Below are 14,786 nucleotides of genomic sequence, written 5' to 3' on the forward strand. Positions count from 1 at the left end.
GTGATCAGAATAGCATTAATTGGAATTGGTGATTATACAGAGGATATTATTAAAATATTGTTAAAAATAGGAAACATTAAACTATCATATATTTTTGATGCAAATTATGAAAAAGCTATGTTATTTAAAAATAAACATTATAAAATGAATTTAAAAGCAACAAACAATTTAGAAAATATTGCCAATAATTCTGATTGTGTTATAATAAATTCTCTCATGCCAACAAAAGTAGATATTATTAAATTTTTCTTAGTAAAGAAGGTCAATGTTTTTGCAATTCCACCAATTTCTTTTAACTTTGTTGACCTTTTAAATCTAAAAGAAATCGCCACTAGTAATAATGTTTTTCTATCAGATTGTCCATTTTTTATTAATTCAAATTGATTTGAGGATGCAATAAAATTAAATATTAGTAATAAAATTCTTAAAGCAAGTTTTTATAACAACAGTCAAAAAAGAGATGAACTACTTTCCAATAGGGGAGTTTTTGATAATAAATATGACTATAATCTTGGTAGGGGAGTTTTATTTGCAAATGGGTATGGGATTGTTTATAGTGCAATCTTTTTATTTGGTAAAGTTGACAAGATAAAAGCTATAGGTCATAAGCTTTCTAACCATTCAGTTCTAGATTTTAATGCAATTTTTAAACATCAGAACAATATAATCTCAACATTTGATGTTTCAGAACAATATTGCTCAAATAACAAATCATTAATAATTTGTGAAAATAACCCATTTTACCTCATAAATTATAATATTTTAGAGGAATTTAATATAAAATATAGTAGTAGGAAGTTTACTCTCACCATTCAAACAAATAATGACATTATTGAAACATTTAAGACTTATTTAAAAAATATTAAAAATAATGACCGTAAGTTCTTTAATAGCCTATTAAATATTTCAATTGAAACAATTAGATGTTTATCTTTAATTGAATCAGAGATCAAGTAATTTCGTGAGAAAAAATAAAATTTGAGATATTATTAACAAGAATTTAAGAAAAAAAAATAAATTAAGTAAAAAAATATAAGAAGATAAAAAAGTATTTATCTAAAATAATTTAAGTTTCTTATTCTAATAAAGGTTAATATTTTAAATGTAAATAAAGTCTTTAGTTAAATTAATGCTATACTTATTAGAATGTTTTAAACTAAATATATGAGTAAACTAAATAAAATTATTCGATAATAAAATTAAATATATTCGTGAAAGGAATTAAAAAAATGAGAAATAATGGAAAAATAGTATTAATTGGATGTGGACAAGTTGGAAATAGTTTTCTATATTCTGCAATAAACCAAGGATTATCAAATCAATATGTATTAATGGATTTTTTTAAAGATATTGCAGAAGGAAATGCTTTAGATCTTTTAGATACACAAGCTGGTTTACCAATTCCATTTTCAACTATCAAAGCTTCTGATGATTTTAATGATTGTAAAGATGCAGAGATAATTGTAATAACAGCTGGAAGACCACAAAAAAAAGGTGAAACTAGATTAGAAATGGTCCTTGACAACGCAAAGATAATGAAAAATATTGCCGAAAATATAAAGAAATCTGGTTTTCATGGGGTTACAATCATTGCATCTAACCCGGTTGATATTTTAACTAATGTTTATTTAAAGGTTACAAATTTTGACAAACACAAGGTTATTGGATCTGGAACAACGCTAGATACTTCAAGGTTGCGAAGATTAATTGCAGAAAAATTTGATGTTAGTCCCAAAAGTGTACATGCATATTTAATGGGAGAACACGGAGATTCTTCGGTGGCAATTTGAAGTTCTTCATCAATTATGGGAAAAAACTTTGACACAATAATATCTGAAGGAAAAATTACAAAAAAAGAATTGGATGCGATTGTAAAAGAAGCAGAACAAATGGCATATACTATTATTAACAAGAAAGGGTCAACTTCATTTGGGATTGGTGTTTACTTAACCCAGATTGCTAGAGCTGTCTTGGATGACTTTAATGAAATTTTAATGGTTGGTTGTTTATTAAATGGAGAATATGACCAACACGACATTGTAACTGGTGTTCCAGCAATTATATCTAAAAATGGTTGAGAAAGAATTATTGAATGACATCTAAATGAAGATGAGATATCAAAATTTGATGCTTCATGTAGAGTTTTAAAAAAATCTTGAGATGAAGTAAAAGACAAAATATAAAATTTAAGGGGATTTTATATTATATTTTTGGAGGTATAAACACATGAGTTATTTAATCAACCAAATCGACAAAGAATTTAAAAAAACTATAAAAATCAAAAACTATGACAAAAAAATCAACTACATTATTTCAAAAAACGATGATATAAGTAGGGGGTTTTTTTCTACTAATTTTGCCCTTATTTATGGAAAATATGAAAACAAAAATCCTGTCGATGTTGCTGATGATATTGTAAAACACCTTTTAGAGAATAATAAAATATTTTCCAAAATAGAAGTAGCAAAACCAGGATTTATTAATTTTTGGCTAAAAGAAGAAGTTATTAGCAAGTTTTTAAGTGATGCAATTTTAAAGGGACTCGACTTTGGAAAAGAGGATAATTCTAACTATTATTTTAACATTGAAATAATTAGTGCAAATCCAACTGGATGATTGCATATTGGTCACGCTCGTAATGGAATTGTTGGAGATTGTTTTATAAGAGTTTTAAAACACTTAGGATACAGAGTTAAAGCTGAATACTATTTAAACGATGCTGGAAATCAAATAAACATATGTGCAATCACAATTTTTTACCATTATATGAAAGCTCTTGGTAAAGAAATATCTCCCCCAACAGAAATGTATGGAGGGGATATGTATGTTGAACTTGGTGGAGAATTTGCCAAAAAATATAAAGAAAAATATGTAAATAACAAAATAGACTATGAAGGTAATAAAATTATCGATAATGAAGTTAATACCTTTTTTAGAGAAGAGGCTGTAAGAATTTTTTTAACAGAAATTAAAAAACAAATTGCAGAAGTTGGAATTAAAATTGAACATTATTCTTCAGAAAAAAGTATGTATGATAGTAATGAGATTGATAGGGTATTAGAATTGTGCAAAAGTAAAAATTTGTCTTATGAAAAAGATGGCGCATTATGATTAAAAACAACTAAAATGGGTGATGATAAAGATAGAGTTATGATCAAAAAAGATGGAACATATACATATATTGTTCCAGATTTAGCATCACACTCAATACGTTTTAAACGAGAAAATGCAGATATTTATATAAACTTTTGAGGTGCTGACCACCACGGTTATATTCCTAGACTTATCGCCGGTATAACATTAATGGGTTATAAAAAGGGATTGCTTGAAATTGATATTATTCAAATGGTTAGATTAATTAGGGACAATAAAGAGGTAAAAATTTCAAAAAGAAAAGGTACAGCTGTTTGAATGAAAGATGTGATCGAAGAAATAGGGATTGATGCTCTTCGTTACATGTTAAATTCAAAATCTCCATCATCACATCTTGATTTTGATTTAGATCTTATTTTAAGAAAAGATGCATCTAATCCTGTTTATTATGTGCAATATTGCGTTGCTAGATGTAATCAGGTTTTAGAAAAATGAAATAATAATTCTTCAAAAGTAAATAATTTTTCAAAATTAGTTCATCCAAAGGAAATTGATTTAATTTTACATATTGACCAATTTATAAATACCCTTCATTATGCTAGAGACCAAAGAGCTCCAAATGTATTGTGTGATTTTGCTTACGGTCTTGCAAAAAGATTTCACTCTTATTATGGTGAAATAACAATAATTTGTGATGATAATGAATTAGCAGCACAAAGAATTAATTTAGTTAGACTAGTCTACAACGTAATGAGTATTTGCTTAAATTTAATTGGGGTTGAAGTGAAAAATAAAATGTAATTTTTTTACTCTATAACAATAAGGAGAAAATCAAATGAAAGCATATGAACAAATTATGTCAGAGCTTGGAGCAAATGGATATAATTGAGTACCACAGAACTTCAAAAATCTTGATGAAAAAATATGAATTAGAATGGGAGAATATTTCAACGAATCTGAAGTAGTTCTTTCTGCTCTTTGATGTTCATTTGAAGATGCTGATGGTAAAAAGAATGGAATTATATTTATAACCAGTGAAAGGTCATTTGTTTTAGATGTAAATGATACAACAAATTCTGTTAAGATAAAATATACACCATATAATATTTTTTCTTCAACAAAATGTCAAACTCAATTTTCCTCAACCACAAAGGGAATGAATTATATCTCATTAGATATTCAAGGATACCAAGATTTAAGAACCTATGAATGTCCAAATAAGCTTGTTGCAAAACATTTTATTGATACACTTTTAAATAGGGTGAGTGATATTGATTATGAGGAATTGCCAGAATCAGATGACCCATTAATATCTGAAAATAAAAAAGAACAATTAATTGATGAAGAATTAGAAAAAGTTAAAGAGCAATTTGATCATAATTTCAAAGAAAAAAATCCTGACGAAATTGATTACGAGGATTCGCCTTTATGAAATAAAGCTCCAGCAGAAAATTATGAAAAGGAAGTTGAAATAAAAACGGTTCCAATTAAGGAAATGGTGAAGCAACCAAATTCTCGACCCAAAAAGGAAGTTTCTGAATTATATGCTTCAAAAATGCGGTCTAAAATTTGATGTATTTGATTTATAATTCCAATATTAATTTTAACAATTATGTTAGTCGCTATTTTTTTAAAATAGATAAAGAGGTATTTTATGAATGAGAAAATATATAATATTAAAAATAATAATCTTGATTTTGTACATTTTACAAAAGAAAAATTATTTTGTAGAATAAGAAGCAATATAGATGATGTTAATGTTTGTTGAATTAGTGATGATGCTTATTTTAATAAAAATGTAATTATGTTTTTTAGACATTTTGTTAAGAAGGCTAAAAATAATAATATTCTCACAGTTGTCAATGACTTGTATGAATTATTAGAAAAAAATTACACTGATAAAGAATTAGATTTTATCAAAGAAATATTTTACAAATTATACACAACACAAGATATTGACCAAAACCTAACTAGCTATGAACTATTAAGAAAACATAATGAATTTTTATATTTAGTTCTTGCATATTTTGTTATTGAAAAATGTCCAGCAAATTATCTAGAATTTGGTAATCTAATAATTTCTTTTAAAAATGTTAAAGAGTTTGTTGCATTAAATTTCTGAGATAAATATTTTAAATAGTTCTTGTACTTAAAATATCATCTTTTTCAATTTTATATATATTCGCCCCATTCCCAGCGAGAACATATATACTATAAGTTTCTTTATGATACTTTGAAAATTTATTTGGTGGGAAATTGCGATATATTTCAAAAACACGTCTTTTAATATCACAAAAAATTACATCGACTGGTTGAAATATACCAAAAGAATTAAACGCTTTTGACCCATATATACAAAATCATTGCTCACTTAAAATTGCATTTTTGAATAATAAACCATTTAGCTTTTGTGAAAATTGTTTGATCTTTCTCACTCTTATGTTAATCTCTTCATCATTATGAAGCAATTTGAACTTATCGTTACTTGATCTTATTTTTCTTATTCTATCTCTTTTAAATATTTTATTTGTTGATTTGAATAAATTGAGTATTTTAGGCATTTTATTTGTCCAATTTCTTGTATATTTATATTATATAGTATAAAATAAGTATATAAATAGATTTTGAGGTAATTATAATGAAAAAACTTGCAATTATTATTGCAGATGGTTTTGAAGAAACAGAGGCTATTGGAACAATTGATATTCTACGTCGTGCAATGGGATTTTCTGATAATAAGATAGTTAGTGTAGATACTTTTTTACTAAAAGCCCAAGGGTTAAATGCTATTGGAGCACATAATATTGAGATTAAATGTGATTACAATATTAATGAATTAAATGATTTAGAATATAGCGCAATAATATTTCCGGGTGGTCCAGGATATGTTAATTATTTTGAAGATAAAAAATTATCTAACATTACATTATCAATGGCAAAGGATAAAAAAATAATTGCAGCTATTTGTGCCGCTCCTCAATATTTAGGTTATTTAGGTCTAGTAGATAATAAAGAAGTTGTTCATTATCCAGGGGCAAACAAATATTTAGATAAAGCAAAATTATCTAGTAAAAAAGAAGCTATACAAGATGAAAATATTATAACTGGTCGATCAATATCTTCTGCAATTGATTTTGCACTATTAATAGCAGATAATTTTTTAGAAAAGTCTCAATATAAATTATTATTTGAATCTTTAATAAGACAATAATATAGGAAAGGGACTTTAAATTATGATTTTACTTGGAAATATATGTGGTTATGTTGGAGCCTTTTTAATTATTATTTTTTTAATTCCACAACTATATTTAATGTTTAAAAAAAAGTCAATAAGTGATGTTAGTTTATTAATGATTATTATGTTATCTACAGCTTCATTTGGTTGGATAACATTTTCAATATATAATTTAGTTAATGGAGATAACAGCGTTATTCAAATCTTAATAACTAATTCGTCAATTGCTTTTTCAACATTAACTATGTTGGTTTACAAATGATATCAATATAATCGCGATAAAAAAATTGTTTATAATTTAGAAAATAATAAGTATTTTTATAAGGATAAAAATATAAACACATGCACACTAAATGAATTATTATTAATTGAAGCAGAAATCTTAAATGAGTCAGGGAGGTTAAAATAATGCCACTTTGAATTAATATTATTTACTGGTGTGCTGCTGGATTGACAATTATAAGAACTTTGCCTCAAATTTATGTAACAGTTGCAAAGAAACAAATATCAAATTTAAGTATTAGTTCTCAGTTATTTTATATAGTTGGTTGTGGGTTGTGAATAATTTATTCAATTGCTTTTTTTGATACATTAGGATGGGCAACCTTGCTAGTAAATATATTTGCACTCGCAATATCATTATTTTTAGTATTTTACATATTAATATTGAAAAAAAGTAATAAAAAGTCTAATATTATAGTAGATACTCCTCAGACACTTAGTGTTTTGGAGATGAAAATAAAAATTGCAATGTTAGTTGAGAAAGACCAAATATAATATAAAGTTTGTTACTATAATTTAATAGTATAAAATGGGGGTCATGTGATTACTTTTAAAAATACAGAGAACGCTATAAACAAAATTTATAATTTAGGAGTTACACCATCAATTGTTACGTGTGTTGCCATAAATAAACAAATAGTATTTAAAAATGCTATTGGAACAACTTCTAAAAAAAATAAAAAAATAGCTGAATTTGATGACTTATTTAGAGTATTTTCACTATCAAAAATAGCTGCTGTTGCTTGTTTTTTAAAATTGTATGAAAAGAAACTTTTTTCATGAGATGATGATGTTGATAAATATATCCCAGAATTTAAACATGGGAGTATTTTTAAGGGGTTAAGAATTAAAAAAAGAAAAAATCCAATTAAAATAATTAATCTATTAAATATGACTAGTGGAATCCCATATGGAGAACCTGTTGATTTTGTTAGCCTAAAAGCAACACCAATTCACCTAAATTGGAATAGAAAATTTTTTACTGAGAAGAATAATTCTTGTCTAAATTTATCAAAGACAATAGCAAAATTAAACACATATTTTGAACCAGGAACTGATTGAAAATATGGATTGAATTTTGAAGTTATGTCTGGAATAGTTGAGGTTATCACAAACAAAAAATTTGTTGATGTCATAAATGAGGAAGTATTTAAACCACTTTGTATGAATGATACTGCATATTATTTTAAAGATGAAGATAGAGCAACAGATCTTAATTACAATTTCGTTGCAACGAAAAATAGATTACTTCATACATTAAACTTTAAAATTAATAATCACAGTTCTTTTATTGGTGCTGTTAAAAAGCGAGATTGTGTACAAGCAGGGGGGAGTTTAATTTCTACTGCTTTAGACTTTATGAAATTATTATCAACTCTAATAGATGGTAAGGATAACGAGGGGAATGATTTTTTATCTGAAGAATCATTAAAAATATTAACTTCATGTTGATATGAGTTTTCAAAAAAAAATAAATCTTTTAAGAAAATTAGTGGATTATCACCACTAGATTATAACTACGGTTTGGGAGTTCGTGTGAGAAGTTCTCTAACAAACGAACCATTAACAAATTTGGGTGAGTTTGGATGAAATGGTATTGGTGGTTGCTTTTCTATTATTGACCCGGTCTATAAGGTTACTGCTATAAATTTTTTAAGTGGCTTTCCAGCAAAAAATAAGCTTACAGATAAAATTTTTATCAAAGGTTTATATCAAGATTTACACCAGTATTTTAATCATTCTTAGAGTAATTAAATTAATATAATTAACAATAAAGAAAATAGCAGCAAATCAGAATAATAAAATACAAAAGCTTTATATAGCGATTAAACAATATATTTTAAAGAATTTTAGGATTAAAAAAATATAAAATTATTTATTCAAATTATTAAATAATAAATATTTTGATATTAAAAAAATGAAGTTAAAATAAAAATAAAATATGTAGGGGTGTTTTTACAAAAAAAAAGGATTTGAGTATTTGTACTCAAACCCCCCTCTTATTTTTTAATTTTATTTTTTGTTGGACTCTTACTTGTACTTTTAATAGATTCTGGTGATTTTTTTAAACTACTTGAGTCTGCTTTAGTCTTTGGTTTAGAACTAACAGATTTGTTAGTTTTAGGTGCATCAGAAGCATATTTGAGATCATTTGTAGACGATAGTCTATCCTTTTTTTCTCTAGGTTGTTTTAGAGCAACTTTAGCATTTTTTTGTTTGTTAGATAATGTAGACTTCTTTGCATTTTCAATTTCATCCTCAAGTATTTTAAGTGAATTTGCTTGATAGATAGTTTTTTTACCACGAGACTTTAGAATATCTACCTTTGGTGCAATATCAGATCTCTTGGGGGGTTTATACTCTTTTTTTGAAGTAGGGTTGTTTTGTTTGGCGATCATTAATATTTGTTGTAATGTTAATTTAGTTTTATCAATTTTTGAAACATCAATTTTTTCTTGGGGTTGATTTACAACCTTACCCCCATTACTAGACAATCTCATTTTTAATGCAGCTACCCTACTATTTAATTCTTTATCATCTACTTTTTTTATATTTCCATCATCATCTTCATAATCTTTAGTTTGTGCTTTTATTTTTTGATTATGTTTTTTGGCATTTTCCAAAATTCATTGTAAAGTCCCCTTCTGAGGTTTACTATGTTTTGCAGCTTTTTCTATGTCTTCTTGATTGGGAGTACCATGAAGTCTTCTTACTTTAGAATCAATTTCCTTATCAATACGTTGATTTTGACTTTTAATTGATTGTTCTTCACAAACATGAATCTTAGTGTGGATTGGACAAAATTTAGGAATCATTATATTCACCTCTTAAAAAAATATATCTGCTGCAATTAATGCAAATGTTTCTCTTCCTGTATGTGTTATAATTGTATTTGGTAAAACTTCTTCTAAACCTATCTTAAGACCAGATACAATTGCTTCTGATTTAATTAATTCTAACGTTTGTAAACTACACTTGCTATAAGATATATCGATTGTTGTAAATCTATTATCAATAAACCATTCCATAGCATATGAGATTGCATTCTTAAATAGTCTTATTTTTGTTTCCTTATCTATTGTCCCGTCATATTTAAGAATAGGAACAAATTTTGCCATTTTTGCCAAAATAGCAACTGATTTTGAAACACGCCCACCTTTAACAAGTTGCTGTAAATTTTTTGGAATTATAAATCCAAACTTATTGTATTTATTATTATTTGATATATCTTCGATAATATCTTTAATTTCTGCTGGAGTTTTTCCTTCTGATAATAATTTTTTTATTTTTAAAATAATCCTTGAATTAACAACAGAAACACCATTAGTGTCAATTACAGTTACTTTTCCTTTGTATTCATCTTCATCTGCAATTCGTACAGCGGTATTAAATTGACCCGATAAACCCTTTGAAAGTAAACAACAAATAATATGGTCATTTTCTAATAATAAATAATTTCATTTGTCAATTAAATCTCCAATGATTGATTGTGATGTTTTTAAATTATCATTATCTAATAATGTATAAAAATCATCCTCACTTAATGAGTTGTCATCTTGAATAACTGTTAGATCTGATTTAACTATATTTAGGGGCAATAATTCAATCTCATTTTCAATCATAAATTTTTTTGAAACAGAAGAATCTGCTAAAATAACTACTTTCATTTATTTTCCTTATCTATTCTATTCAACGTTTGTTAGCAAAGCGTTGATTTTTGAACTCATTTTAAAATAAAATAATCCATAATCTAACAGACCAAGATTTATAACCTTTTGGGGATTATCGATTTCTCTATTTCTATAAATAAATATTCTTCCAAATACACTAGGTAAAGCAAATAATCATCATAATATAGCAGAAAGAAGAATGATAACAATCCAAAAACTTTTTTTATATCAAGTACTTTGTTTACCTTCTTTTATTAAAAAAAAGCATAATAATACAATAACAAATATCACCGTTGAGAGAACCCATAGACATATTGAAATAAAATTTATTCTTTTAATATTAATTTTTATCTTTGAAAATTCGCTCATAAAAAACCTAATTAAATTATCTCATATATAAATACAAAATACATAAAAAAACTTATTTATAATATCTATAAATAAGTATTATTTTATTTAAATAAGAATCGTTGTTTGGTAAATTATTGTTGATAATATTCAAGCGATAGATAATGATGCTGATACATTTACGATTGTAAATTTTCAAGATGTTTCTTTTTTAAAAATAGCCAATGTTGAAATACATGGAATATATAACATAAAAAAGATTAAATAAGAAAGTGCTCTTGCAAATGTAAAATATTCTTGAATGCTCGCTTGGTCTTTAAAGATGATTAGCATATTTGAAATTGCCAATTCCTTTGCTGGAATTGCTAGAATTAGCGACGTTACAATTCGATAATCATTTAGTCCTAAAGGTATAAAAATATAGGAAAGATATTTTGAAAAATAAACAATAAATGATGTTGAAATTTGGTCATCATTTAAAAGACCAGTTGGTCCTAAATGGACTAAGAATCAAAGAAATATTGAACCAATAACAATAAATATAACAACTCTGTGAAAGAAGGTTTTACACTCAAATCACATTAATTTTGATATTGATTTTGGGTCCGGTCTTCTTCATTTTGGTATTTCTTGAACTAATAAATATGGGCTTTTTCGAAACATAGTTTGTGAAAATATCAAACCAATTGCCAAAGCTATTATTGCAGATATTATTTGCAAAGAAAAGATAACTATTCAAGTATTGTTAGTAATCACCATACTAGCGATAAAAGCAAATACAGTTGCTCGAGCACTACAAGATATAAATGGGGCAATAAAAATTGAAGTTAATTTTTCACGACGACTAGCAGAACCACGAGCCATCATAATTGTTGGTACATTGCAACCCATACCACTAATTAAAGCAATTATACTTCTCCCACTTAACCCAACCTTATATAATAAGCGATCACAAATTACACTAATTCTAGCAATAAATCCACTTTGTTGAAATAACCCAACAAAGAAAAATAAAATTATAATATAGATAAAGAATGGTAGTACACCAAACACCCCTGCTATAAATCCATCACAAATAATTGATGGTACTCACCATCACGTTTGCGAATCTGCAATTGGTGCAAATCAAGATTTAATTTCATCACTTAAATAATCATTTAAAAAATAATCAATTTTTGATTGCACATAACCACCAGTGTATGGTCCAAATGTAATATAATACACACCCATGAGCGATAATATAAAGATTGGAATACCAAATGACTGCTTTAATAAAATAAAATCAATTTTTTTAGCCAGTGTGCTTTGCTTGTAAATAATTCCTTCTTCAAAAATAAAAGAATTTAAATATACCTTATTTATAAACTGATTTCTTCGATCGATAATTCCAAGACTGTATTTTTCTTTTGCCTTTAGTATGTCATCAAATACTAATAAATCTTGTCCATTTTCTCTTAAATATTTTAAAACGTTATCATTACCCTCTAATAGTTGGATTGCAATAAACCTTTTTGAAAAACAATCAATCGTAATCTTATCCATAATTGTTCTAATTTCTGCTTCAATTTCTGGACCATAATTTAGACGAAATCCCTTAATTGGACAGTTTAACTCATTTTTTATATTCTTGATTCCAACGTTTTTATTTGCAATTGTAAGATTAACATTGCAACGTAATTGTTTTTTTAACTGTAGTTTATCAATTTTTCTTTGGTTTAATTCATCAACCATATTTAAATTGATAAAAATATCCTTTCCAGTTTCTAGAAGTTGGATTGTCAAATGCATATCACGTTTAAAAGTTGTTGAGTTTAAAACATTAACAATTCCATTATATTTATTTGCCAAAACAGTATCAATAGCTATACATTCATCAGCAAAGGTTGATTTTAGATTATAAACTCCAGGTAAATCGATTAAATATTTATTTGGACAATTTTTAATTTTTCCTCTTTTTTTAGAAACTGTTGTTCGGTTAAAATTTCCCACATCATTAACAGATGATGTTGTATGGTTAAAAATTGTTGATTTTCCAACATTTGGATTTCCAATTAATAAATATTGATCAATTTTATCTTTTTTAGATAATTTCTCCTTATTTAAACTTTCCATTATCAACCTATTCTATGATTATTAAATTCAAACTATTTATAAGTTCTTTCGACAATGCATATTCAATATTTTCCACTAAGATTACAAAGAATTTTTTCTTAATATCTATAATTATAAATTCAGTATTTCGATTAAGATTTATTTCTTTTAATTTATCTAATAAAACACTATCTACATTATCTTTGATTGTTAATATTTTATACTTTTTATTTAATAAGTATTCCATAAAAAAGTTATTTCCCCCGATTTTTTTTCTTTTTTCTTTTTATAAACAAATATGTTGAGATGATAATAAATAGTACTAAAAAAGAAAATAGTGTATAGAATAAAATTTCTCCAAATGAAACATTTGATTCAGGTTTTGGATTTGAATTTTCACCATTATCTCAATAACTTCCAACTCCATAAATTTGGCCATCATAGAATGGTGTTTTTGAATTTAAGCCATTGTTTTTAATAAAATTGTTTTGCAGTAATTGTAAGTTTCCAAAATCTGCAGCACCATAACCATCAAGAATGTTACCAAATTGAAGGCTAACAGATGAAAATATATCTTGTGAACTATTTGCATTTTCAAGCTCAAAATCACTATTACTATTAGGATCATTTCACATTGTTAATGCATCAATTGAAATAATTACATATCCACCTTTTGTTGTTGATGTTGACTCAAATGATGTTTTTGTATATGATGTTTTTGTTTGTCCCAATGCTTTTAAAGGACTATCTGGAGAAATAATAAATGCATCTAGATAATTACAAAAATAATCTCCACATATATATTTTGATATATTAAAGATATTGATAAGATCATCTGATAATTTTTGTGTATGTTCTTGGTCTAGATTATTATTATTTTTAATTGCGTTTAAAGTTGCAAATAAAAAAATGTCTGAAGATTGTGATTTATTTGTCTTATTTACGCCGTTATCTAATGTACAAGAAGCAAATGATTTATCAATTTTTTGAAGTGAGTTATATTGAGATTTTTTTAAATCATTTAGTAATGAATTATATTGACTACTCGATGCAGTTGAAGATATAGTATATGAATCATTCATTCATTCACTAATTTCGTCAAATAATTTTTTGTTTGGATAATATCCTTTATTTTCTTGTGCAGTATATTTATCAGTATCATAACAATTTGTTGTTTTTAAAAATTGAATAATATCATCTTCACCATTTTCAACATTTATAATAATATTGCCTCATGTTTTTGCCATTTTGATAGCATTATAGATACCAAAGTTTGTGTAATATGTGTTTTTATTATAAAAGTCTGGAATATTTTCGCCAAGATAACCAATATTATTTGAATATCCAAATCCTTTTGGTGAAATAGTTGATTGTTTTGTTTTGTCATTTGGTGTATATGTAAAATCTCCATAACCTAGACCAGTCAAAGTGAGACTATTATCTTTTACTTTTTTTAATGATGTATCATATGATAAAATAGATTGTTTTGCTTGCTTGTTGATAAGATCTTTTATTGTTGATGGAAGAATATCTTTTGTATTTAAATTATATTTAGAAATTCCACCAATTTTGAGTTTAATTAATTTTGGATAAGTATTTAAGAAAAAATCATTTAATAATTCTCATGATTTATTTCTGCTTGCCTTTGGAGCAGATACTCATTTTGAATATGACTGGGCAAAGAAATCTTGATAACTTGACATCGCTTGTGTTGATACAACAACGATACTAGAAATTAAACTCATATAAAAATAATCTTTATTAGTTGAATCTAAAATATGACTAGTTTCTAGATTTTTTTCAATTTTTAATGCTGTCAGATTTTTTTCAATATTTGAATTTTTTAGTAAATAATATTGTAAAGCTTTACCAACTCACATTCCAGATAATTCTTTATTTTCTGTGTCATTGTTATTAGAAATATTATCTGCTTTTAATTGATATGTTTGTTGTTTATTTTTAAATGTATTTGTAATTTGTGATTGTAATAAAAATGAAAAGTGGAAAGTAAAAAAATTGATAATAGATGTTAGACAAAATAATAATTTTTTCATGTTATGTTGATA

Annotated in this window: 15 protein-coding genes; 9 read left to right on the forward strand and 6 right to left on the reverse strand. The window is 25.8% G+C overall.

Features of this window, described 5'->3' with window-relative positions:
- The 5 genes from AAHM97_RS02895 to AAHM97_RS02915 all read left to right on the forward strand — a co-directional run bounded on the left by AAHM97_RS02895 (window position 1) and on the right by AAHM97_RS02915 (window position 5,233).
- A complete protein-coding gene (locus AAHM97_RS02895; RefSeq protein WP_342268439.1) occupies window positions 1-957 on the forward strand; it encodes a Gfo/Idh/MocA family oxidoreductase in 957 nt (318 codons plus the stop codon).
- 263 nt (window positions 958-1,220) lie between these two features.
- Entirely contained in the window at window positions 1,221-2,183 is a 963-nt protein-coding gene (locus AAHM97_RS02900; RefSeq protein WP_425288833.1) for an L-lactate dehydrogenase, read from the forward strand.
- 43 nt (window positions 2,184-2,226) lie between these two features.
- Entirely contained in the window at window positions 2,227-3,894 is a 1,668-nt protein-coding gene (gene argS / locus AAHM97_RS02905) for an arginine--tRNA ligase (protein WP_342268441.1), read from the forward strand.
- A gap of 34 nt (window positions 3,895-3,928) precedes the next feature.
- The gene (locus AAHM97_RS02910) at window positions 3,929-4,732 is read left to right on the forward strand and encodes a hypothetical protein (protein ID WP_342268442.1); all 804 of its coding nucleotides are present in this window, start codon (window positions 3,929-3,931) and stop codon (window positions 4,730-4,732) included.
- 15 nt (window positions 4,733-4,747) lie between these two features.
- Window positions 4,748-5,233 carry a hypothetical protein gene (locus AAHM97_RS02915; protein ID WP_342268443.1) on the forward strand — a complete coding sequence of 162 codons (486 nt, stop codon included), beginning with the start codon at window positions 4,748-4,750 and terminating at the stop codon, window positions 5,231-5,233.
- On the opposite strand, the gene AAHM97_RS02920 is transcribed toward AAHM97_RS02915, so the two are convergent.
- Window positions 5,226-5,654, reverse strand: coding sequence for a hypothetical protein (locus AAHM97_RS02920; RefSeq protein WP_342268444.1), 429 nt, complete (start codon window positions 5,652-5,654; stop codon window positions 5,226-5,228). The two genes, AAHM97_RS02915 and AAHM97_RS02920, sit on opposite strands and share 8 nt — an antisense overlap.
- Window positions 5,655-5,731: 77 nt before the next feature.
- Here AAHM97_RS02920 and AAHM97_RS02925 point away from each other — a divergent pair, with 77 nt between their 5' ends.
- The 4 genes from AAHM97_RS02925 to AAHM97_RS02940 are packed head-to-tail and all read left to right on the forward strand — an operon-like array spanning window position 5,732 to window position 8,356.
- Entirely contained in the window at window positions 5,732-6,304 is a 573-nt protein-coding gene (locus tag AAHM97_RS02925) for a DJ-1/PfpI family protein (RefSeq protein WP_342268445.1), read from the forward strand.
- Window positions 6,305-6,326: 22 nt separating this feature from the next.
- Entirely contained in the window at window positions 6,327-6,737 is a 411-nt protein-coding gene (locus tag AAHM97_RS02930) for a PQ-loop domain-containing transporter (protein WP_342268446.1), read from the forward strand.
- Window positions 6,737-7,105: a PQ-loop domain-containing transporter gene (locus AAHM97_RS02935; protein ID WP_342268447.1), complete on the forward strand. Its 369-nt coding sequence runs from the start codon at window positions 6,737-6,739 to the stop codon at window positions 7,103-7,105. The genes AAHM97_RS02930 and AAHM97_RS02935 overlap by 1 nt, the downstream gene beginning before the upstream one ends.
- Window positions 7,106-7,150: 45 nt before the next feature.
- Window positions 7,151-8,356: a serine hydrolase domain-containing protein gene (locus AAHM97_RS02940; RefSeq protein WP_342268448.1), complete on the forward strand. Its 1,206-nt coding sequence runs from the start codon at window positions 7,151-7,153 to the stop codon at window positions 8,354-8,356.
- 254 nt (window positions 8,357-8,610) lie between these two features.
- On the opposite strand, the gene AAHM97_RS02945 is transcribed toward AAHM97_RS02940, so the two are convergent.
- From AAHM97_RS02945 to AAHM97_RS02965, 5 genes are all read right to left on the reverse strand, one after another.
- Complete coding sequence (locus AAHM97_RS02945; protein WP_342268449.1) at window positions 8,611-9,426, reverse strand: hypothetical protein; 816 nt, start codon at window positions 9,424-9,426, stop codon at window positions 8,611-8,613.
- Between the two features lie 12 nt (window positions 9,427-9,438).
- Window positions 9,439-10,278 carry a DegV family protein gene (locus tag AAHM97_RS02950; protein WP_342268450.1) on the reverse strand — a complete coding sequence of 280 codons (840 nt, stop codon included), beginning with the start codon at window positions 10,276-10,278 and terminating at the stop codon, window positions 9,439-9,441.
- Between the two features lie 459 nt (window positions 10,279-10,737).
- On the reverse strand, window positions 10,738-12,741 hold the full coding sequence (gene feoB / locus AAHM97_RS02955; RefSeq protein ID WP_342268451.1) for a ferrous iron transport protein B: 2,004 nt from the start codon (window positions 12,739-12,741) through the stop codon (window positions 10,738-10,740).
- Between the two features lie 7 nt (window positions 12,742-12,748).
- The gene (locus tag AAHM97_RS02960; RefSeq protein ID WP_342268452.1) at window positions 12,749-12,967 is read right to left on the reverse strand and encodes a hypothetical protein; all 219 of its coding nucleotides are present in this window, start codon (window positions 12,965-12,967) and stop codon (window positions 12,749-12,751) included.
- 7 nt (window positions 12,968-12,974) lie between these two features.
- Window positions 12,975-14,774 carry a hypothetical protein gene (locus AAHM97_RS02965; protein ID WP_342268453.1) on the reverse strand — a complete coding sequence of 600 codons (1,800 nt, stop codon included), beginning with the start codon at window positions 14,772-14,774 and terminating at the stop codon, window positions 12,975-12,977.
- Window positions 14,775-14,786: the final 12 nt, after the last annotated feature.

It is taken from the genome of Spiroplasma endosymbiont of Aspidapion aeneum, from assembly GCF_964031045.1.
GTDB lineage: Bacteria > Bacillota_I > Bacilli_A > Mycoplasmatales > Mycoplasmataceae.